Below are 21,909 nucleotides of genomic sequence, written 5' to 3' on the forward strand. Positions count from 1 at the left end.
AGCTACTAGAGGAAGCGTAAATCTGAGCATGTAGTGATAAGGACTGAGCGAATTTTGCTCCGTTTTTCTTATGGAATTATTTAGATGAAACGACCTGAGTCGATCGACTCAGGTCGTTAAGTTGTTATTATGATATATTCGCTCGTTTTGATTTTCTACTTAATGAATTAGTGATAGAGGTTATTGCTCCGTCTCCAGTGACGTTACAAGCTGTTCCAAGGCTATCTTGAGCTAAGTATAATGCGATCATTAACGAAACCATAGTTGGACCAAAATGAAGCATGCTTTCTAATAATCCAATTGCAGCCATAACTGCTCCTCCTGGAACTCCTGGTGCAGCAACCATTGTTATCCCTAGCATTAAAATAAATGGAACAATGGTAGCGAAACTAACAGCATCCCCCTGCAAAAACATAACAGCTAACGCACAGCTAACTATTGTAATAGTACTTCCAGACAAATGAATGTTTGCTAGTAAAGGAACCGTGAAATCTGCAATGCCTTCACGTACTTTTAGAGTTTTTGTGTGCTTTAGTGTAACAGGAATAGTAGCTGCTGAAGACTGTGTTCCCAATGCTGTGAAATATGCTGGCACCATTCTTCTCAACATACTAAATGGATTTTGTTTACTCATTGTTCCCGCTATTGTATATTGAATAGTTAAATACAATATGTGAAGTATAACTATCATAACAAACACTTTAGCAAAAACTGCTAGAATCGTACTTACTTGCCCAGCTGCAGTCATATTGGCAAATATTCCAAAAATATGAAATGGAAGTAATGGAATAATTACTTTTTCAATAACTATATGAATAATGTTACGAAAATCCTTTGTAATATTATATAATGCATCTCCTTTTATCGCAGCAATTCCAAGGCCAATTACAAATGAAAGAAGAAGTGCTGTCATTACTTCCATTGGTGGTGGCATAGCTACTTGGAAAAACCCTTCACTAAGACCTTCTGATGGATCTGTAAAGGATTGTAACGATTGATTGTTCAGCATTAAAGGATATAACATTTTTGCTGCAAGAAATGCTAAAATGCCAGCAATAACTGTAGATGAGTAAGCAATAATACCAGTTAGTCCAAGTAATTTACCTGCACCACGCCCCATTGAACCAATTCCAGGCGCTATAAAGCCTAGAATAATTAATGGGATTATAAAACCAAGAAAGTTCCCAAATAGGTCGTTAAAAGTAGCAAACAAGCGAATAAACCAGTCATTAGCAAATGACCCAACGGCAATACCTAGTAGGATTGCTATTAGTATTCTTAGTAGTAATCCAAAACCTTTCACTGATTCCCCTCCCTTTTGTAATACCCCCTATTTTACACAATTTATAATTGATAGTAAAACTAAATTTAAAAAAAGCGTACCAATTTTGTTGGTACGCTTTTGTCTGTTTAGCTCATCCCATAAGGACCTAATTGTTGGGAATTACTAGAATTTCCATTATTTGATTTTGTCATTTGCGAAACAAACGGAATCATTTTCTGCATGGTCTGTCCAAGATTTTGATTATTTTTAGTCATCGTATAATACGTTGCTGCTCCTACACCTACAGAGGCAATAATCGGTAACCACATTCCATTTTTTTGCATTTAAACCAACCCTTTCTAAGATCCTTATAGTTAAAACGCAGACAATATTAGATTGATCTACTTGTCTTAAATAATGCAAGGAATCAACTACCAACATGTCCAGACTCAATGGCCGCGTTTAATCCAGCTAATCTTCCAGTTACTAGAGCTGAAGTTATATTATAACCGCCGGTATAACCGTGTATATCAAGAATTTCGCCACAGAAATAAAGTCTTTCCATTATTTTTGACTGCATTGTATTTGGAACAATTTCTTTAATTGAGACACCGCCTCCTGTCACAAATGCTTTATCAAGAGGTAAAGAACCATGAACTGTAAAGGTAAACTGTTTAAGATCATGTATAAGTTGTCGAATGGTTTGCTTAGACAGTGACCCTGCTCTTTGATCTTCTTTAATCTGATGTTTAGTTAGCAGATATAAAATAAATCGTTCTGGAGCTATCCCTTTTAAGATATTTTTAAAGGATTTTTTAGGATTCATCTCCACATTACGTAATATTCTATCTACAATTATTTGTTCCGATTCATGTGGCAATACATCAATAATCATTGGAACAGCAGTTCTTCCCTTTTTTAACTCTTTTACAACAAATTGAGAGCATCTTAGTACTGCAGGACCTGAGATCCCAAAATGAGTAAAGATCATATCCATTTGATGGCTAATAATCGGCTTATTCTTTTGATTAAGTACAGATAACTTAACATCACGTAAAGATAGACCTTGAAGAGCTTTATTCTGTATAAAAGGTTCATTAGATGTTAATGCAACCTCTGTTGGATAAAGTTCTGTTATTGTATGACCAGCTTTTTTTGCCCATGCATATCCGTCTCCCGTTGATCCAGTATGGGGTACTGCCTTCCCACCAACGGCAATAACTACACTTTTCGTTTGTACTTTTGTACCGTCTCTTAAAATGACGCTGTGGTTATTTTCTTCATAATGAATAGCTTTAACAGGCGTTTCTAATCGAACTACCACGTTAAGGTCATCCAATTGTTTTAATAATGCGTTCACCACAGTTTTTGACTGATTAGAGACAGGGAACATTCTTCCATGGTCTTCCTCCTTCAACGGAACATCTAATCCTTCAAAAAATTCAATAATATCATAATTATTAAAAACGGAGAAAGCACTAAATAAAAATTTTCCATTGCCTGGTATATGCTTAATGACTTCTTCCTGAGGTAGACGATTCGTTACATTACATCTGCCGCCACCTGAAATAGCAAGTTTTTTTCCTAATTTCTTTCCTTTTTCTATTAAAAGTGTTTGTGCACCTGATTCAGCTGCAGCAATTGCCGCCATTAACCCTGAAGGTCCACCACCAATAACAATTACATCATAGGACAATTTTTTTCATTCCTTTCCGTATGTATATTAACACGTTAAACAAGTACAAACAATTATCGTTTTCTAATTGCAGATCTCCCATACAATATGTGAAGAAATTAGTACAAATGTAAGTTGCTCAGTGCCTATATCAGTGTAAAAAGATGGTTGTATAGTCATATATACATAAGTATAAACCTTTAAATGTGATAAAATAGTCCATATGATTCTTTTTATCTAATAAGCAATTTCGTTATAATCAAATAATGAGTGTTTCGAAATTTATATCAAATGTAAATAAATGCAGGTGAAATAATGTCAAATATTGTCCGAGGAACGATGTTATTAACGGGAGCTTCTTTTTTATCTAAATTCTTAGGAATGATATATGTTGTTCCCTTCAACGCTTTAGTAGGTCCAAGTGGTGGTACGTTATTTGCTTACGCATATACACCGTATAGTATATTTATTAGCCTATCGACAGTTGGTGTTCCGTTAGCGGTGTCTAAATTTGTATCAAAATACAATGCGGTTGGAGATTATGAAACGGGTATGAGAATGTTTCGAACCGCTATGACTATGATGATGGTCACTGGTATATTTGCGTTTTTAGCAATGTTTTTCAGCGCAGAGTGGTTAGCAAGTGGAATGATTACCAGTGATGACCCAGCTAATATTACTGTCTCTGATGTTGCCTTTGTCATACGTATGGTAAGTTTTGCTTTAATAATTATCCCAGTTATGAGTATTGTCCGAGGTTTTTTTCAAGGACATAATTCCATGGGGCCTACTGCAATATCACAAGTAATGGAGCAAATCGTACGTATTGTGTTTCTTTTAGGTGGCTCATTTATTATTTTAAAGATACTAAATGGATCCGAACTAGCGGCGGTTGGCTTTTCAACCTTTGCTGCTTTTCTTGGTGCAGTAGCTTCATGTCTCGTATTGTGGATTTATTGGAATAAAAGAAAATCTCATCTATATAAACAAATTGAGCAGCAAACATATTCATATGATATACCTAAGAAAGATCTGTTCTTAGAACTATTTAGATATGCAGGACCATTTGTATTAGTAGGATTAGCTATACCATTATATCAATTGGTTGACCAGTTTACTTTTGAACGGTCTATGGTAGCAAGTGGTAATAAGGAAATATGGGAATTCACATATTCTGTAATCAACTTCTATGGTCATAAATTGGTCATTATTCCGATAACACTTGCTACTGGCTTGTCACTTGCCATTCTTCCTGAATTAACCAAGTCATATACACAAAATAATTCGGAGTTATTAACGAAACAAATTAACCAGGCCTTACAAATTATTATGGTACTTGTTATTCCAGCTGTTGTTGGTCTTTCATTACTTTCAGATGAGGCATATGGAACATTATTTGGAGAATTAGACAAATTAGCTATTTCAGGTCCACTGTTAGCATGGTATGCACCAGTGGCTCTGTTCTTCGCATTATTTAGTGTAACATCATCAGTACTACAAGCGATAAACCAACAGCGTTTTGCAGTTGTTAGTTTGTTAGCAGGACTACTTGTTAAGGTGCTTTTTAATATACAACTTATTTATGTATTTGGTGCTAAGGGGGCCATTTTTGGAACAGCTTTAGCTGCCGGTATAGCGGTCAGTTTGAATCTATGGCGGATACGTAGTTCGATTGATTTTTCTTATAAGCAACTAATTAAACGAACTATCTTAATTGGAATCTTTGCCATTATTATGAGTGTTTGCATCCTCATACTCAAAGCGTTGTTAGGAATGGTGATTCCTAATGGAAGATGGGGGCTTGCGATAATTCTTACCATTTGTGTTATCGTTGGTGGTAGTGTTTACTTATGGTTCGCTTATCATTCGACATTACTGGAAAGAGTTTTAGGAAAACGAGTACGTGTATTGGATAAATTATTTCGTAGATAGGAGGAGGACTAATGCGACTTGATAAATTGTTGGCCAATACTGGGATTGGTAGTCGAAAAGAAGTGAAAGTGTTGCTAAAGAAAAAGCGCATTACAGTAAATGATACTGTGATTAGAGATGGCGGCAAACATATTAATCCCACTATGGATCAAATAAAAGTAGATGGTAATACGGTTCACTACAAACCAAACATCTATATCATGATGCATAAACCTCCTGGAGTAATCTCTGCAACTGAGGATAAACGACAAAAAACAGTGATCGACTTATTGACAGATGAGTTTCAACATTATAAGCCATTTCCTGTTGGTAGATTAGATAAGGATACAGAGGGGTTATTATTACTTACAAATGATGGAGACTTAGCCCACCATTTGCTTTCACCAAAGAAAAAGGTTGATAAGGTCTACTACGCCAAGATTAAAGGAAGGGTAACGGAACAAGACCATATCAAATTTAGTAATGGCATTCAATTAGAGGATGGCTATATGACTATGCCAGCAAACCTAAACATACTTCAAACGGATGATATCTCTGAAGTAGAAATTACAATTACAGAAGGAAAGTTTCATCAAGTGAAACGGATGTTTCAGGCTGTTAATAAAGAAGTTATTTACTTAAAACGAAAACAAATGGGAAGGCTAAAGCTGGATGATGCTTTAAGAGTAGGATCATATCGTGAATTGTCTAAGGAAGAACTAGGATATTGCCTCAGCTTGAAAAAATAATTGGAGGAGTTTAGGATGACTGAACAACCACATTATTTTATTGCCATTCCGCTTTCGACCCATCTGCAAAATTATTTTTCTATGTTGCAGGAAAATTTAATGGAGCAATTATCATATAAGCAATGGCCTCACAGGCAGGATTTGCATGTTACATTAAAGTTTTTAGGGCCAGTAGCCGATAAAAAATTACAGGCCTTAATACAAGTATTAGAAGAGCTTCATTCTTTTCAAGCGTTTAACACACAGGTAGGTGGCGTTGGAGCATTTGGATCGAAAACGCAACCTAGAGTCCTTTATGCGGATGTAGAACTAACTGATCGTCTCAAAAAATTGCAGGAGCAGGTTGAAAAAGCTGTTGAACAGATTGGCTTTTCTAAGGAAAAGCGTGATTTTGTACCGCATATAACATTAGCAAAAAAATGGACAGGTTCGACTGGAATGGCGAAAACATTAGCTACCGTGAAAGCTACATACACAGAAAAACAGCCTTTTCTTATCGATAAAATAGGGTTGTTTCGTATTTATCCTAAAGAAATGCCTAAATATAAAATCGTTGCTAGCTTTAATGGAATTGGAGGTGAGGATTCTGGCTCAATTAATTAAACTTCAGGATTATATCTCACGCTACGAATGGAATGCATATCGTTATCCTAGTCAATTTATCCGACTGAAGCAGGATAATTGGCAAAAGCTGAATGCACTCTGGTTAAAAAGAGAAGAAATGACCGAAATAGACATACATACAACAGAAGAGATCTCTCGCTCTCCTAAATGGAAGATTTGGAAGAAAAAGGAGCAGGTTGAGGAGCTAAATGTGCAGGATGAAACATCTTCATTACCAAATTCTAAGATAGAGTTAAAGCAATTTTTTCTTGATAGACTCCTACAAATTCAGCTGAAATGGGCAACTTCTACTGTAACTGACCTTTCATTCATCGATAAGTCTTATGCGAGTGATCCAGAAATTAAATATTTTCTTCAGCGATTTCCGGATACTTATTTAATTATGTATTATCCTATCTTTAATATTAAAAAAGCACCAGTAGATGGCGAAATTATCCTGATAAGCCCAATTGGTGTTGAAATCATCTATTTAATGGATGAGGGGATAGGAACTACGATAATGGCTGGTGATGAACGAACTTGGACCGTAACAGATGAAGATGAACAACGTAAGGTTTTAAACCCGCATATTCCTTTGAAGCGAACGGAACAAATTGTCAAGAGCGTTCTTAATTATAATAAGATAGATTTTCCCATACAAAAGACAGTATTATCCAAAACGAATAATATTATTTTTTCAGAGGAGCCGTTTCAAACAAAGATTATTGGTAGACAGCAGTACGAACAGTGGTTTCAGGATAAAAGAACCCTTTCTTCCCCATTAAAAAACAGACAGCTGAAAGTAGCAGAGGCGTTATTAAATCATTGTCAAACAACCTCTGTGAAACGTCCAGAATGGGAAGAAGAGCAAACAACCTTTGAATTTGCCGATGATGAGCTTTGATGTGGTAGGATTGATTACTACATGATAAACTATTCACATATTTGTATTTTTGTATAAATATCGATAAAATGTATTATTGAACGCTAAATTTTGAAAGATGTGAGGAATTTATGGTGGACTGGCTGAAGCGAGTTCTAGGTAACGAGTGGCAAGTGACTCCAGCTGGGGGGTTAACTGGAGACGCTTATCTAGCAACGAAGAACGATCAACGACTGTTTTTGAAAAGAAATTCTTCACCATTTTTAGCTGTACTCTCAGCAGAAGGCATTGTTCCAAAGCTAATTTGGACAAAACGGATGGAAAATGGTGATGTGATAACAGCGCAGGAATGGCTTGAGGGTAGAGAATTAAAACCTGCAGAAATGCAACATACAGATGTTGCTGCATTGCTACGGAAAATTCACCATTCATCAGAGTTATTACACATGCTTATGCGACTGGGGAAAAAACCAGTTACATCAGATGAAAGCTATTTAAATATATTAAAGAGATTAGAATATACAGATTTATTAAAGACAAACGAATACGTACAAAAAGCACTGGTATATTTAAAGAAATTATTACCGATCACAAGAGAACAAAAACTTGTGGTTTGTCATGGTGACTTAAACCACAATAATGTTTTACTTACTGATGAAGGCAACCTCTATCTAATTGATTGGGATAACGCATTGATTGCAGACCCAGTGACGGATTATGGTATGGTTTTGAAATGGTATATTCCAAAAGAGAATTGGGATGAATGGCTGCGGAACTATGGAATTACTAGTGATAATCGTCTAATTGAACGGATGTACTGGTATTTATTACTTGATGCTCTACATTATGTTTGTTGGCATGTTGAAAGAAAAGAAATTAGTAAAGTACATGAAAGATTACAGGATTTAAAAGAATTAAACGATCATATTGTTGCATTTAATTTAAATTAGATTGGTGTATTGCATTTATCCAATTATTCAAGTTATCATTATTGGCAGTAATATGCTGTTCAATATCCTGTGTCTTCTCTCCTTCTTTTCCATAATAATGAATTTCTGGAAGTAACTGCATCAGTTGTTTGTCTGTTACATTTGAGTTATTCATAAGAGATTGTACAATTCGTGTTATTTGCTGATATTCAGAAACATTCCCACAGCAGTCGAGCTTTTGTTCGTCTAAAAGGTCCTTCAGTAATGTTAGTTGATTGTTTACGTTTAATGTCATCCTCGATCACCTCAGATCTTAGTATCGTTCATATTTCTTTTTCTATACTTTTAACTACAGAAAGAGAGGAAGAAAATGCGTCAACGAAATAAACCTTGGGCTGATGATTTTTTGCAGGAAAACTCACATATTGTGATACCAAATTCCTCGTCGCATAAAAATAATTGGCATGAACTCTTTGGTAATCGTAATCCTATTCACGTTGAAATCGGCACTGGAAAGGGCCAATTTATTTCAGAGATGGCTAAACAGTTTCCAGAGATAAACTTTATTGGAATAGAGCTTGCTAAAAGCATTATTGTAACGGCGGCTCAAAAAGTAATACTATCAAAGCAGCCAAACGTTTTGTTAGTAAACGAAGATGCTGCAAATATAATAGACTTGTTTTCAGCAAATGAAGTTGCAACGATTTATTTAAACTTCTCTGATCCATGGCCGAAAAACAGGCATGAAAAGCGAAGATTAACGTACCATACGTTTTTAGAAAAGTATCAGGAGATACTAGATCCATTAGGTGAGATTGTGTTAAAAACAGATAATATGGGGTTATTCGAATATTCATTAATGAGTTTTTCACAATATGGATTTGTACTTTCGGAAGTAAATTTAGATCTGCATTCCATTGATGATCCAACAAATAGAATGACTGAATATGAAGAAAAATTCTCGGCAAAGGGTCAACCGATTTATCGTTGCCGTGCTTCAATTAGCAATAAAAATAGGAACTGAGACAAAATAATGAAGCAACAATAATAAACGAACGATGATTAGGTTGGAATTAATTATCGTTCGTTTTTTGATCAGAATCATTCATTTAGCACCTGAAATAAGCGAGACTCCAGCGGGAACAGCACGAGTCCGAAGATCCACTTGGTAACGTGTTTTTCTTTACCAAGTTAGCTGAGACTGTACCCGGGGAAAGCGCGTATAGTTTCACGGTGCGGTGATGATACTCCTATTGATAACATGATTATTCGTATTTTGAGTAAAGAAGTTGTGTTTTGTCCGATCCTCATAATTATTGTTTAGGAAAATATAAAATTTGCCCATGTGGATCCATATGGGCGTGTTGAGTTGCAGCAGCTCCAGCGCCCAGAAACGAGGGCGACTTCACGAATCACCCTAATCTAAGTCATCATCGGCTCACAAGTTCATCGTGCTTCCTTTATCTCCGTTGACTCGTTCCAGTCACTACCCTTCTATTCGGGCACTTGCTCTTTTGTTCTTGTATGGCGAAAGCACGGACAAAAGAGTTTAATCGAAGAAAAAATGAATAACTGGAAAGGATGAGTCATAGCTACTCTGGAAATAGCGTAGTTGATTGCTCGTCATAAATGAATCGTTCTAATGTCACAAAAAGAAAATAAGATAACGAAACTCCGAGCAAAATAGGCTACTTTGCCTTTGCTTAAATGCTTTATTGTATATAGCATGCTGTGCTGAAATTTTGAAAGCCATTAACGACGCTTTAAGAGATTAGGGACAAGGCAATAGCTTACAATCTGTCATACGATGTCATTTTTTAAAATGATAGCGTTTGCGATTTTGTTCAACGTTTTGCTAAACTAAAACTATAAAAAAGGGGAGATAAGTGGTGGAAAGGCTTAAGGTAGGAAGAGCGACATTAACATGGCTTCAAGGTGGAGTAAATTATTTGGACGGTGGGGCTATGTTTGGTGTAGTACCAAAAGTATTATGGAGTAAGAAATATCCCTATAACAACCAAAACCAGATTGAATTACGAACAGATCCGATTCTAGTAGAAATTGATAATAAAAAATTCTTAATTGATAGCGGTTTGGGCTATCATAAACTAACGGATAAACAGATGCGTAATTTCGGTGTAATGGAGCAATCAAATATAGATGCGTCCTTAGCAGAAATTGGATTATCAGTCGATGATATAGATGCAGTACTAATGACACATCTTCATTTTGATCATGCTTGTGGACTAACAAAGGTAAAAGGAGATTCATATGAACCAGTTTTTAACAATGCAACTATCTATACGTCGAAGCTAGAATGGAATGAAATGAAAAATCCAAATATACGATCTGTGAATACATATTGGAAAAAGAACTGGGAGTCAATAGTTCATCAAGTACAACCGTTTGCAACTGAAATAGAACTCATTCCTGGGTTAAAGATGATTCATACTGGTGGACATAGCGAGGGACATAGTATTATTGTCTTCGAAGACGGCGATTCTTGTTTTATTCATATGGCAGATATTATGCCAACACATGCGCATCAAAATAAATTATGGGCGCTAGCCTATGATGATTATCCGGTTACTTCCGTTCATCAAAAAGAAAAGTGGATGGATATTGGATATGGAAAGCGCGCTTGGTATACGTTTTACCATGACGCATATTACAGAGCCATTAAGTATGACGAAGCAGGTAATGCCGTTGACAAAATAAAACGAAATAGCTAAAAATACACGACACAATCAAAAAAGCTGCACTTATGTTCAGCAGCTTTTTTTGATTAAGTAAGTATCGAGTTGTAACTTGTAGACACCTGTTCTAGGCAGTTTGTACAGAGTCAATAACAGCACCTGTTTCTACATCTACGTAGAATTCATACTGTTTATTTTCCCCATCAAGGTTACGTGTTACACCACCACGATAGGCGCTGTATAGTAGACCGTTTTTCTCTATTTCTTGTGGCTTCATATAGATCCACGAACCACTTATAGGACCTTGTTTTTTAAAGGTTTCTTTCGCTTGCTTTAAAGCTTTCTCCGGGGTTATTTTTTGCATTTGATCAATTTGTTGTTTAGCAATGTACCCTACTGCTACACCTAACCCTGCTGCAAGAACTGCTTTTTTCATACCCATTTCTATTCACCTCTTGCTATTATTTTGAATCTATATCACTAATCTTTACATATGCTAGTATATCGTATTCTAAAAAAAATAGAAAATAATAAAGTGACATGAGCCAATAGTGGAAACAGATAGACAACTTCCGTTATACTATTAATAGTACATAGAAAGCAAAGGGTGGGATTTTACATGAATCAGGAAACGCTAACACTTTTTAAAAATTTAACGGAATTGCAAGGTGCACCAGGCAATGAAAAGCTTGTTCGAGAATTTATGAAACAAGAACTAAGTAAATATGCAGATAATATTGTTCAAGATAACTTAGGTGGTATTTTTGGAGAGAGAAAAGGAGAAGGTCCAACAGTATTGGTAGCAGGTCATATGGATGAAGTAGGCTTTATGGTGACACAAATTACAAAAAATGGAATGATTCGCTTTCAAACATTAGGTGGATGGTGGAGCCAAGTATTACTTGCTCAACGAGTTCAAATTATGACAGATAATGGGCCAATTGTAGGTGTCATTGGATCAATACCACCACATAATCTAACAGATGCACAGCGTAAGCAGCCAATGGAAATAAAGAATATGCTAATTGATATCGGAGCAGATGATAAAGAGGATGCTGAAAAAATTGGAATTAAGCCTGGGCAATCTATAGTGCCGCTAACTCCTTTTACTCCAATGGCGAATGACAAAAAAATTATGGCAAAGGCTTGGGATAATCGTTATGGATGTGGCTTAGCAATCGAATTACTACAAGAGTTACAAGGTCAAACGATACCGAATCATTTATTTTCTGGGGCAACTGTTCAAGAAGAAGTTGGGCTAAGAGGTGCACAAGTAGCCGCAAATATGATTAAACCAGATATTTTCTATGCACTTGATGCTTCACCAGCAAACGATGCTTCTGGAAATAAAGAGGAATTTGGTCAACTGGGAGAAGGGGCATTGTTACGAATTTTTGATCGTTCGATGATCACCCATCAAGGAATGAAAAACTTTTTGCTGGATACAGCGGAAAGCAATAATATTCCATATCAATACTTTATCTCTCAAGGTGGTACGGATGCTGGGCGTGTACATTTAGCAAATAATGGTGTGCCATCAGCCGTTGTTGGGATTTGCTCACGCTACATTCATACGTCAGCATCAATCATTCACGTTGATGACTATGCAGCTGCTAAAGAATTATTAGTAAAGCTAATTAAACAAACGGACCAAAATACATTAGATCAAATTCATCAATCTGTATAATAGTTATAATAAAAAAGGAGATAAAGCATGAATATTACAGTCGGATCAAGCAATCCTGCTAAGCTAAAAGCAGTGACAGAAGTTTTTCCTGAAAGCTATGTAACATCGAAGCGTGTCCAATCTCATGTGGCAGCACAGCCATTTTCCGATGATGAGACTAGACAGGGAGCGATTAATCGTGCCATTGCTTGTGCAGAAGGCTCAAATAATTTTGGAATAGGTCTTGAAGGTGGCGTAATGTATATCGGTGATCAGCTTTATCTTTGTAATTGGGGTGCACTAGTAACTCCTGAAGAAACTGTCTATACAGCTAGTGGTGCTAGAATTATTTTGCCTAAAGAACTTGCAACGGAATTGACAGAAGGTAAAGAGCTTGGCTATTTGATGGACGCGTATGCAAATAAGGAGGACGTAAGTAAAAAGGAAGGTGCAATTGGAGTTTTCACGAATTACCTAATGACTAGACAAGCGATGTTTTCTCATGTAGTAACCTTATTAAGAGGGCAATGGGAATTCCATAAAGCATAAAAACTCTATCCAAACTTTAGGCTGTCGAAACTATCGACAGCCATCTTCATTTGATGACATCCATTCAGACACGAACTATAGACTTGGACTTTCGTCAGTAATGAGCGAGTGATAGGCATGAAGAAAGCTTGCAAGATTTATCCAGCATATAAAACCTTCACTTCAAGCAATACAGTAAAACCACTACCAATATTGGTAAGTGAGGGTTCAACTGCAGTAAATGTCCGATTGGTTCACCTAACAATCAGTGGGTGATAAACCAACCCTCCACTGATTGAAGTTTCACTTTATTCAAATATATAATTAATGACTTCTAAAGCCTGTTCTATCGATTCAACGGTGACATTTGCTTTCGCTGATAACTCCTTTAATGGATGTATTAGGGATTCTGGTCGAATAATAATGGTCGGTTTATTTAACGTTATTGCATAGCTGGCATCCATAGCTGTGTTCCATTGCTTATATTTTTCACCAAATAGAGCGATAACTATATCTGCTTTTTCCATGAGTACTTGCGTCCTGAAATTGTTTATTCGTGATGCGGCTTCATCTTTGTGTACTTTACTGGGCTGTCTTCCTATAATGTCGTCTCCAATATTATCCGAACGTTCATGATTTGTTTGAGGTGCTACAAAGGTTAAAGGAAGTCCTTTGTTCGTTGCTAGCTGTTCTACTTCCTCTCTCCAGTTGTCATGAATTTGCCCCGCTAAATAGACGGTTAGTTCCATTATATCTCCTCCATTGCATGATTTAGTACTATCGTATACAAAAATAAAACAATTGAAAAGAATTTAACAACCGAAGGTAACGTAGCGTGTTTCACTTTCGTTTCTATCCATAGTATGATAGATGGTGTAAAAATAGGAGGAAATAGGAGGAATTATATGAGGATAAAGCTACCTTTTTTAGTGGTGTTTTTATCTATATTAGTTCTTATTACCGGTGGCTGCAGTATGAAGTCTGATCAAGAAGCTATCAAGGAAGCTGAGAAAATTACGAAGGAAACCTTTGAGAATAAAGAAAAAGTACCCTTGAACTATGGGATAGGAAATAAATCATTCTATTTACCAAATGGGATGGAAGTTGTAGATGAAGATGAGAGCAACCTAATTCTAGAGGATAAGAATCAAACCTTTATTGTATTTCATAACACAAATGAAAATGCGAAAAGTACATTAAATTTTGCAGCTGCAACGAAAAAAGATGCGTTAAACGTATCATCTTTTTCTGATTCTAACGGATTTGGATATTTTCGGGTTTTACCTGAGGAAGATAATAAATTTGAATTGCAGGTCGGTGTAGGTGGTGTTAAGGTGACCACATATGTAGATAAAAATGGCCTTGATGAGGATGCAGAGACAATGATGAAAATAGCGAAGTCCATTGCTTTACAATAAAACAACTGTTAATTGAAAAAGAAACGGGATTATTTTAATATAAGTTGAGTATACCATATGTTTGCATATTTACTGTTTTAGGTAAAGGTACGAACTATTTCTTATTGGTATAGTCTCTTTTACAATACACTTACTTGCATATATGTTACATTATGTTGGAAACAAACGATAAACTAGTCTATCATAATTGTGGGAGTTGATATAATGGAAACTTTAGCGTCACAAGAGGAATTTAAAAAATGGATAAAACAAGAAAATGTTATTCTATATTTTACAGCGGGATGGTGTCCTGATTGCACCGTTATCGAACCAGTACTACCAGAAATTGAGGCAGAATTTCCAAGCTTTTCATTCGTAAAAGTAGATAGAGATAAATTTATTGATATATGCCAAGATTATGCGATCTTTGGGATACCAAGTTTTATTGCCTTTAATGACGGAAAAGAAACGGGAAGATTTGTAAGTAAAGATCGTAAAACGAAACAAGAAATTATCGAGTTTCTAAAAGAAGTCAGTGATAAATAAAGTTAGTTAACGTAACCAAAAATTTTAACCTCTTTTGTATAAGCTATCTAGATGATAAAAGGTTGTCTAAGATCGCAGACGTAATTGGAGCATTCTTATAGGAAGAGGGTGTAATACGTCAGGAGGATTCATATGAAAATGACAAGTTTGAAGTTAAAAAAAATTTTGGAAGAGCGATTAGCTAATGAAGCGTATCGCACTTCTTATAATCGAGATAAAGACACATTTCGTATTGAATGGAAAGAATCGAAAAAAGGAATGACCATAACGTTACCAAATGTTGTTGCAAAATACAATCAACGTGGAGAAGTAGCTATTGTTGAGCTTGAGGAACATATTAAAGAAGCATTGCGAATTATGAATGAGGAACATCACTTATCTGGAATGGAAAAACAGATTTATCCAGTGATTCGCTCAACTTCTTTCCCAACCACTACAAAAGCAGAAATTGACCTAGTATATAAAGATCATACGGCTGAGACACGTGTGTTTTATGCATTGGATTTAGGAAAGTCCTATCGATTAATTGACGAAGACTTACTCGATAAAGAAGGCTGGACCAAAGAGCATATCGATGAAATTGCTACATTTAATTTGCGTTCACTACCAGTTGATTATAAAGAAGATCAAGTTGCAGGCAATGATTTTTATTTTATTGCAACACAGGATGGCTATGATGCTAGCAGAATTTTAAATGAAGCATTTTTGGAAGAAATGAAAGCTAATAGTAAAGGTGAACTAGCAATTGCAGTACCTCATCAGGACGTACTAATTATTACAGATGTTCAAAATAAAACAGGCTATGATATTCTGGCACAGATGACTATGAAGTTCTTTGCGGAAGGGAGAATCCCAATCACTTCACTTCCAATGATATATGAAGATAAGACATTGGAGCCAATCTTTATCTTAGCCAAAAACAAACCAGAAAAGAATTAGAAATGGAAAAGGATGATGAACATGAATGTTTTTTACAACTTAAATGGAATTGGTGATGTGCTAATCATCCCTATGGAAGAAGGAGACCGGGAGAAAATAAAAACGGATAGGAATGGTGATGTTGTAAGAATAAAAGATCATTCAGGTAAAGTAATTGGCTATAATATTTTTCATGCGTCACAGCACTTTACTTTTCTTTCAACTGGAAAGATAACGTTAACGGAAGAAAATTTAGCAGAAATGAAACAGTTGTTTCGTCAGCTTAACTTAGATGATGATTTGAATTTTGACTTAAGTCCCAAGTTTGTAATTGGTTATGTAGAAAGTAAGGAGCAACATGAGAATGCTGACAAACTCAGTGTTTGTAAAGTGGACGTTGGTAATGAAACATTACAAATTGTCTGCGGTGCTCCAAACGTGGAAGCTGGACAGAAGGTTGTAGTTGCAAAAGTAGGTGCAATGATGCCAAGTGGAATGAAGATCAAACCGACAGAATTACGAGGTGTTCCTTCGAATGGTATGATATGCTCGCAAAAGGAACTTGGATTACCAAATGCCCCTAAGGAGAAGGGGATATATGTTTTAGAAGATAATTATCAAGTTGGTAATGAATTCGTAATGTAAATAGAGAAAAACAACCTGTGTTAGTACTTAGGTTGTTTTTTTCGATAGATATAAGCAAAAGAGGACAGTCCAAGCCTTAGCTTATTACATAAACCTGCCATGAACGTAATAAAACTGCTACAATAAAGGAATACTAGATTTATAGATATAGAAATGAGTGAATTGAAGTGTGGGATAATTGGAAGAAAAAAATTAAGAGTCTTTTTGCAGATAGTGAAGAGGAAGAAAAACAGCATGAAGAGAGCCGTACAGCTGAGAAAAGTAATCTTGAGGCAAAAATGATGTATCAATATCCTGCGAATAAATCTTTTCGCTTCCCAGTCATTCCTGACAGAGTAGAAGAAAGGACAAGCAGAAAGCAAGTAAGAGAAACAGGAACACTATATAATACGGGGAGAATCACAGGTACAAAAACAGAAGAAAATCGGAATTCGCAAAGAAAAGCAACAAAAGCTAGCCGATTCAATCAGTCTGTAAATGAACAACAGCCAAAAGAAGTACCAGCTTATCAGCGAAAGCGTCAAAGCAGGACAAGTCAACATGTTTCGGTTGAACGACGTGAAAAATCAGAGAAGCAAAATAATCATAATGCGAACAAGGTGTATAAAAAAGATCCAGATATACCGTTTCGCCCAACTGAAGTCCCTTCGCCAATCTACGGTTTTCGGCCAAGACATGAAGAAAAAAAAGTTGAGAATATACCAGCCTACCAAAGAAAGGAAGAAAACAACAGTCGAGAGGAGCAAAAGCTGTTCGATGAAAGTGAGTCAATTGTAGCAGAAGCACCTTTAAAAGAAAAAGAACTGCCTGATGCCGAGGGTGAACAGCGAAATTTATTGCGCGAACAGGATGAGGTTGATGAATCGAATTTTATCGTGCAAGATGACTCCATACAACAAGAGAATCAAGATCATTCATATGACAAAGAGGAATTAGATAGCCGTCCAGAACCTGAGAAACAGATAAAACGATCCGAAAAGCGAAAACAAAATCGCGATAGTGTGAAGACGGTTCCGTTCAATGTTATGATGACACCACGAGATAAAAAGAATTTATTTGAAAAATCAAAGCAAAAACAAAAGCAAGAGGAGAAGATCATAAAAACAACAGCTCCTGAGAAAAATAATAAGGAGCATCGTATACCATACTACCTTCTAAATGATATAGAAAAAGCCGGTGCAGATGACCGAAGGTGGATGGAAGGACAGCAGAAGTTACTTGAACAAACCTTAACACACTTTAATGTACGGGCCAGGGTAGTGAATGCAACACAGGGGCCTTCTGTTACTCGATTTGAGGTGCAACCGGAGTTAGGTGTTAAGGTAAGTAAGGTTAAAAATTTAAGTGATGATTTAAAGCTTAATATGGCCGCAAAGGATATTCGAATTGAAGCTCCTATTCCAGGGAAGAATACGATAGGTATTGAGATTCCAAATCCAAAAGCACAAATGGTTGGCTTACAAGCAATATTTGAAACAGAAGCATTTAGTCGAAGTTTATCGCCATTAACCATTGCATTAGGGTTAAGTATTGAAGGACAACCACTTATTACAAATATTCAAAAGATGCCACATGGATTAATAGCTGGTGCAACAGGTTCAGGAAAAAGTGTATGTATAAACACCATGATAATCAGCTTATTGTATAAGGCGAGTCATGAAGACGTTAAATTTTTATTAATTGACCCTAAAATGGTTGAACTCGCTCCATATAATGGTATTCCTCATTTAGTCTCGCCCGTAATTACAGATGTAAAAGCAGCTACAGCTGCACTGAAATGGGCAGTAGCAGAAATGGAAGACCGTTATGAGAAGTTTGTGCATGAAGGTGTGCGTGATATTGAGCGATACAATCAAAAAATGATTAAGCAGGATCGTAAGCAAGACAAAATGCCATTCATTGTTATTGTTATTGATGAGTTAGCAGATTTAATGATGGTTTCTCCACAAGATGTGGAGGATGCAATTAGCAGAATTGCCCAAAAAGCTAGAGCTTGTGGCATTCATCTACTTCTCGCTACTCAACGTCCATCTGTCGATGTCATTACTGGTTTAATTAAAGCTAATATTCCAACTCGAATTGCATTTAGTGTTTCTTCGCAGGTGGATTCACGAACGATTTTAGATACTAGTGGAGCAGAAAAATTACTAGGAAAAGGCGATATGTTATTTATAGAAAATGGAGCAGGAAAAAGCATTCGTCTTCAAGGTCCCTTTGTTTCAGATGAAGAGATTGAGCGTGTTACAAATCACGTTAGAGGAATCGCAGAACCGAATTATTTGTTTGAGCAAGAACAGTTACTAGAACAAGTTACGATGGATGAAGAGGAGGATGACCTTCTTCAAGATGTTATATTATTTGTGCTAGAGCAAAATGGTGCAAGTACCTCCATGCTGCAGCGTCATTTTAAAATTGGGTATAATCGAGCAGCCAGACTCATTGATACACTTGAACATCGTGGTATAATTTCTGGTCAGAATGGTAGTAAGCCTAGAGAAGTGTTGGTTACTTTGTCACAGGTAGAAGACATGCTATAGGAATGTAAAACTTGTAAGTCTTGTTTCCTATGCGAAATTTTTATATGATTAGATATAGTGATCATATATTTTAAGGAGAAAACGAAATCATGAAGGAAATTGAGCAGAAGTTAAACGGGAAAATAAAACGATTAACAAATAAAACGTTTAAATTTGATGAACGAATTAAAGAAGGCTGGTTCTCTGCCGTCTATTTTCTTAAAACAAAAGAAATTGCGGAGAAGAAATTACCTGATAATCAAGTAACCATGCAATTTTTTCAAAAGTCGGATGCCGTACTATGTGGGACAGATGAAGCAATAGCACTATTACATACCTTTGCGGATCAACCTGAAACATTAGACATACATTCATTAAAGGATGGAGATAAAATTCATCCTTTCGAATCTGTATTAACCGTTTCTGGAGGCTACCATCAATTTGGCTTTTTAGAGGGAATCATTGACGGGATACTTTCCAGAAGAACATCTGTCGCTACGAATGTATACAATGTGGTAAAAGCTGCACGTACTTCTGGTAAGCAAAAACCTGTTATTTTTATGGGGGATCGGGACGATCACTATACGCAGCAAGCTGGGGATGGTTATGCCGCGTTTATTGGAGGATCAACTGCCCAAGCAACACATGCAATGAATGAATGGTGGGGAAAAGAAGGGATGGGGACAATGCCTCATGCACTTATTCAAATGTTTCGAGGCGATATTGTAGCTGCTTGCAAAGCCTACCATGAACTTTTCCCAGAAGATGATTTAGCCGCACTTGTTGATTATAATAATGATGTAATAACGGATTCATTGAAAGTGGCAAGTGAGTTTGGTAAGGAATTAAAATCAGTTCGATTGGATACTTCTCGTACACTTGTAGATAAGTATTTCTTAAGAAATCACCATTTAATGGGGACATTTGATCCAAGAGGAGTAAATCCTGAGTTAATTTTTGCTTTGCGTAATGCATTAGATGAAGAAGGATATTCCCATGTAAAAATAATGGTTAGTGGTGGATTTACAGAAGATCGTATCGTTCAATTTGAAGAACTTGGTGTACCAGTAGATATGTATGGCGTAGGAAGAAGCTTATTAAAGCTTAATATCGGCTTTACCGGAGATAACGTATTACTGAATGGTACGCCTGAAGCAAAAGAAGGTCGACGTTATCGCCCTAACCCACGTTTAGAAAAAGTACCATTTATAGGTGAAAATGGCAAAGAATAATTAGAATGTATTGAAATTCTTGGTTATTATTTTATTCCTCTGAGGGATTTGCTATAATGAAAAAATAGCTGTAAAAAATATATAAATAAAGAGATGATTTTGAATCCTTTTACGTTCAATATGGAGGTTCTTTTATGACAACTTACCATTTTATTGGTATAAAGGGAACAGGAATGAGTGCTCTTGCACAAATTCTTTACGATTCGGGTGAAAATGTGCAGGGATCAGATGTAGAAAAGCGATTTTTTACACAGGAAGCATTGGAGAGTAAAGGCATTCCCATTCTACCTTTTTCAGAAAGCAACATCAAAGAAGATTATACAGTCATTGCAGGAAACGCATTCCCTGATGATCATTTAGAAATAAAGGAAGCAAAGAAACAAGGTGTTACGTTTTATAGATATCATGAGTTTTTAGGTGAGTGGTTAAAACAGTATACAAGCATTGCTGTCACAGGAGCTCATGGAAAGACGTCGACAACGGGACTACTTGCTCACGTGTTAAATAGTTCATTCCCGATATCTTATTTAATTGGAGATGGCACAGGGAAGGGACATGTTGATAGTAAATATTTTGTGTTTGAGGCATGTGAGTATCGTCGTCATTTTTTACGATATGAACCGGACTACGCAATCATGACAAATATTGATTTTGATCATCCGGATTACTTTACTAGTATTGATGACGTATTTGCAGCATTCCAATCAATGGCAGACCAAGTAAAGAAAGGAATAATTGCATGTGGTGATGATGAACAATTACAACAAATCCAAGCAAAAGTTCCGGTCGTATATTATGGATTTGCAGATACGAATGATTTTCAGGCGCAGAATATTGTAGAAACGGATCATGGTACCGAATTTGATGTATTTGTTCGTAATACGTATTATGATACTTTTTCCATACCAATGTACGGAGACCATAATATCTTAAATGCGTTAGCCGTTACGGCAATTTGTCATTATGAAGGCATTGACGCTGAGAGTATCAAACAACTAGCCACTTTCGGTGGGGTAAAACGACGTTTTACTGAAAAGAAAATTGGAAATCAAGTACTTATTGATGATTATGCGCATCATCCAAAAGAAATTACCGCTACCATTGAATCAGCTCGTAAAAAGTATCCGAATAAATCTGTTGTAGCTATTTTTCAACCACATACATTTACAAGAACGAAAACATTTCTACAAGAATTTGCTGACAGTCTTAGTCAAGCAGATCGCGTTTATTTATGTGATATTTTTGGCTCGGCAAGAGAAGAAACTGGTCAGTTAACGATTGAAGATCTTCAAAAATTGATTGATCACAGCGCTATTTTAGAGCTTTCTCATACAGAAGCTTTAAAAAAATACGAAGATAGTGTGTTAATATTTATGGGTGCTGGAGATATACAAAAATTTCAACAAGCCTATGAAGAAACACTTACAATTAAATAATAGAGAAGGAAAAGTGTCTGAGCCATTGGCAACAGGCGCTTTTTTTATAAGTTAAGAAAGTATAAAATCAGTGCAATGACTGCGTTAAGCCAAGTAGTTATTTTGAAATGTTTGATGTATATTGGCAATGCTCCGACGAATTACTTCGCTTTCCGTGGGCACGGCCTCAACTAACTTTGCAAAGAAGAACACGTTGCAAAGTGGATTTTCGGCTCGCGCTAATCCCGCAGGAGTCTACGTAACTCGTCTCCGCTATGAGAAGGTGCAACAATTCTTGTCATAAGTAATAGGTTGACTTTTTTTACAATGGGTAAA

The 21,909-nt window shown here is 36.2% G+C and carries 22 protein-coding genes; 16 read left to right on the forward strand and 6 right to left on the reverse strand.

Features of this window, described 5'->3' with window-relative positions; translation table 11 throughout:
- Window positions 1-127 precede the first annotated feature (127 nt).
- The 3 genes from ABDZ84_RS12070 to ABDZ84_RS12080 form a co-directional block, all read right to left on the reverse strand.
- Window positions 128-1,303, reverse strand: coding sequence for a dicarboxylate/amino acid:cation symporter (locus tag ABDZ84_RS12070; RefSeq protein WP_026681493.1), 1,176 nt, complete (start codon window positions 1,301-1,303; stop codon window positions 128-130).
- 107 nt (window positions 1,304-1,410) lie between these two features.
- Entirely contained in the window at window positions 1,411-1,608 is a 198-nt protein-coding gene (locus ABDZ84_RS12075; RefSeq protein ID WP_026681492.1) for a hypothetical protein, read from the reverse strand.
- 83 nt (window positions 1,609-1,691) lie between these two features.
- The gene (locus ABDZ84_RS12080) at window positions 1,692-2,960 is read right to left on the reverse strand and encodes a BaiN/RdsA family NAD(P)/FAD-dependent oxidoreductase (protein ID WP_343781660.1); all 1,269 of its coding nucleotides are present in this window, start codon (window positions 2,958-2,960) and stop codon (window positions 1,692-1,694) included.
- A 294-nt stretch (window positions 2,961-3,254) separates the two neighbouring features.
- Here ABDZ84_RS12080 and ABDZ84_RS12085 point away from each other — a divergent pair, with 294 nt between their 5' ends.
- From ABDZ84_RS12085 to ABDZ84_RS12105, 5 genes are all read left to right on the forward strand, one after another.
- On the forward strand, window positions 3,255-4,871 hold the full coding sequence (locus tag ABDZ84_RS12085; RefSeq protein WP_026681490.1) for a putative polysaccharide biosynthesis protein: 1,617 nt from the start codon (window positions 3,255-3,257) through the stop codon (window positions 4,869-4,871).
- 11 nt (window positions 4,872-4,882) lie between these two features.
- Entirely contained in the window at window positions 4,883-5,599 is a 717-nt protein-coding gene (locus ABDZ84_RS12090; RefSeq protein ID WP_026681489.1) for a pseudouridine synthase, read from the forward strand.
- 15 nt (window positions 5,600-5,614) lie between these two features.
- A complete protein-coding gene (gene thpR, locus ABDZ84_RS12095) occupies window positions 5,615-6,202 on the forward strand; it encodes an RNA 2',3'-cyclic phosphodiesterase (protein WP_026681488.1) in 588 nt (195 codons plus the stop codon).
- Entirely contained in the window at window positions 6,177-7,106 is a 930-nt protein-coding gene (locus tag ABDZ84_RS12100; protein WP_226983530.1) for an NERD domain-containing protein, read from the forward strand. Before thpR ends, ABDZ84_RS12100 begins: the two co-directional genes overlap by 26 nt.
- A gap of 110 nt (window positions 7,107-7,216) precedes the next feature.
- The gene (locus ABDZ84_RS12105; protein WP_026681486.1) at window positions 7,217-8,035 is read left to right on the forward strand and encodes a phosphotransferase family protein; all 819 of its coding nucleotides are present in this window, start codon (window positions 7,217-7,219) and stop codon (window positions 8,033-8,035) included.
- Here the strand turns inward: ABDZ84_RS12105 and ABDZ84_RS12110 are convergent.
- The gene (locus ABDZ84_RS12110; RefSeq protein WP_026681485.1) at window positions 8,022-8,309 is read right to left on the reverse strand and encodes a YtzH-like family protein; all 288 of its coding nucleotides are present in this window, start codon (window positions 8,307-8,309) and stop codon (window positions 8,022-8,024) included. The genes ABDZ84_RS12105 and ABDZ84_RS12110 overlap by 14 nt on opposite strands.
- 75 nt (window positions 8,310-8,384) lie before the next feature.
- On the opposite strand from ABDZ84_RS12110, the gene trmB reads away from it, so the two are divergent.
- Complete coding sequence (gene trmB / locus ABDZ84_RS12115) at window positions 8,385-9,038, forward strand: tRNA (guanosine(46)-N7)-methyltransferase TrmB (protein WP_026681484.1); 654 nt, start codon at window positions 8,385-8,387, stop codon at window positions 9,036-9,038.
- Between the two features lie 865 nt (window positions 9,039-9,903).
- Window positions 9,904-10,746, forward strand: coding sequence for a YtnP family quorum-quenching lactonase (locus ABDZ84_RS12120; protein WP_026681483.1), 843 nt, complete (start codon window positions 9,904-9,906; stop codon window positions 10,744-10,746).
- A gap of 91 nt (window positions 10,747-10,837) precedes the next feature.
- Here ABDZ84_RS12120 and ABDZ84_RS12125 read toward each other — a convergent pair whose 3' ends face one another.
- Complete coding sequence (locus ABDZ84_RS12125) at window positions 10,838-11,152, reverse strand: PepSY domain-containing protein (RefSeq protein WP_026681482.1); 315 nt, start codon at window positions 11,150-11,152, stop codon at window positions 10,838-10,840.
- A gap of 177 nt (window positions 11,153-11,329) precedes the next feature.
- Between ABDZ84_RS12125 and ABDZ84_RS12130 the strand changes: the two genes are divergently transcribed.
- Together ABDZ84_RS12130 and ABDZ84_RS12135 are read left to right on the forward strand one after the other, a co-directional pair.
- On the forward strand, window positions 11,330-12,397 hold the full coding sequence (locus ABDZ84_RS12130; protein ID WP_026681481.1) for a M42 family metallopeptidase: 1,068 nt from the start codon (window positions 11,330-11,332) through the stop codon (window positions 12,395-12,397).
- Between the two features lie 27 nt (window positions 12,398-12,424).
- The gene (locus ABDZ84_RS12135; RefSeq protein ID WP_026681480.1) at window positions 12,425-12,925 is read left to right on the forward strand and encodes a DUF84 family protein; all 501 of its coding nucleotides are present in this window, start codon (window positions 12,425-12,427) and stop codon (window positions 12,923-12,925) included.
- Window positions 12,926-13,212: 287 nt separating this feature from the next.
- Here ABDZ84_RS12135 and ABDZ84_RS12140 read toward each other — a convergent pair whose 3' ends face one another.
- Complete coding sequence (locus ABDZ84_RS12140; RefSeq protein ID WP_166530845.1) at window positions 13,213-13,653, reverse strand: YtoQ family protein; 441 nt, start codon at window positions 13,651-13,653, stop codon at window positions 13,213-13,215.
- Window positions 13,654-13,809: 156 nt separating this feature from the next.
- Between ABDZ84_RS12140 and ABDZ84_RS12145 the strand changes: the two genes are divergently transcribed.
- The 7 genes from ABDZ84_RS12145 (at window position 13,810) to murC (ending at window position 21,594) form a co-directional block, all read left to right on the forward strand.
- The gene (locus ABDZ84_RS12145; protein WP_026681478.1) at window positions 13,810-14,322 is read left to right on the forward strand and encodes a hypothetical protein; all 513 of its coding nucleotides are present in this window, start codon (window positions 13,810-13,812) and stop codon (window positions 14,320-14,322) included.
- A gap of 204 nt (window positions 14,323-14,526) precedes the next feature.
- The gene (locus ABDZ84_RS12150) at window positions 14,527-14,847 is read left to right on the forward strand and encodes a thioredoxin family protein (protein WP_026681477.1); all 321 of its coding nucleotides are present in this window, start codon (window positions 14,527-14,529) and stop codon (window positions 14,845-14,847) included.
- A 132-nt stretch (window positions 14,848-14,979) separates the two neighbouring features.
- Window positions 14,980-15,786, forward strand: coding sequence for a DUF1444 domain-containing protein (locus tag ABDZ84_RS12155; RefSeq protein ID WP_166530844.1), 807 nt, complete (start codon window positions 14,980-14,982; stop codon window positions 15,784-15,786).
- Between the two features lie 21 nt (window positions 15,787-15,807).
- Window positions 15,808-16,410, forward strand: coding sequence for a YtpR family tRNA-binding protein (ytpR, locus tag ABDZ84_RS12160; protein WP_211911295.1), 603 nt, complete (start codon window positions 15,808-15,810; stop codon window positions 16,408-16,410).
- A 167-nt stretch (window positions 16,411-16,577) separates the two neighbouring features.
- Complete coding sequence (locus ABDZ84_RS12165) at window positions 16,578-18,947, forward strand: DNA translocase FtsK (RefSeq protein ID WP_026681474.1); 2,370 nt, start codon at window positions 16,578-16,580, stop codon at window positions 18,945-18,947.
- 89 nt (window positions 18,948-19,036) lie between these two features.
- Complete coding sequence (locus tag ABDZ84_RS12170) at window positions 19,037-20,158, forward strand: nicotinate phosphoribosyltransferase (RefSeq protein WP_026681473.1); 1,122 nt, start codon at window positions 19,037-19,039, stop codon at window positions 20,156-20,158.
- 134 nt (window positions 20,159-20,292) lie between these two features.
- Window positions 20,293-21,594: a UDP-N-acetylmuramate--L-alanine ligase gene (gene murC / locus ABDZ84_RS12175; RefSeq protein WP_166530842.1), complete on the forward strand. Its 1,302-nt coding sequence runs from the start codon at window positions 20,293-20,295 to the stop codon at window positions 21,592-21,594.
- Window positions 21,595-21,909 lie beyond the last annotated feature (315 nt).

The sequence above is a fragment of the Virgibacillus salarius genome, from assembly GCF_039521925.1.
GTDB lineage: Bacteria > Bacillota > Bacilli > Bacillales > Amphibacillaceae > Virgibacillus > Virgibacillus salarius.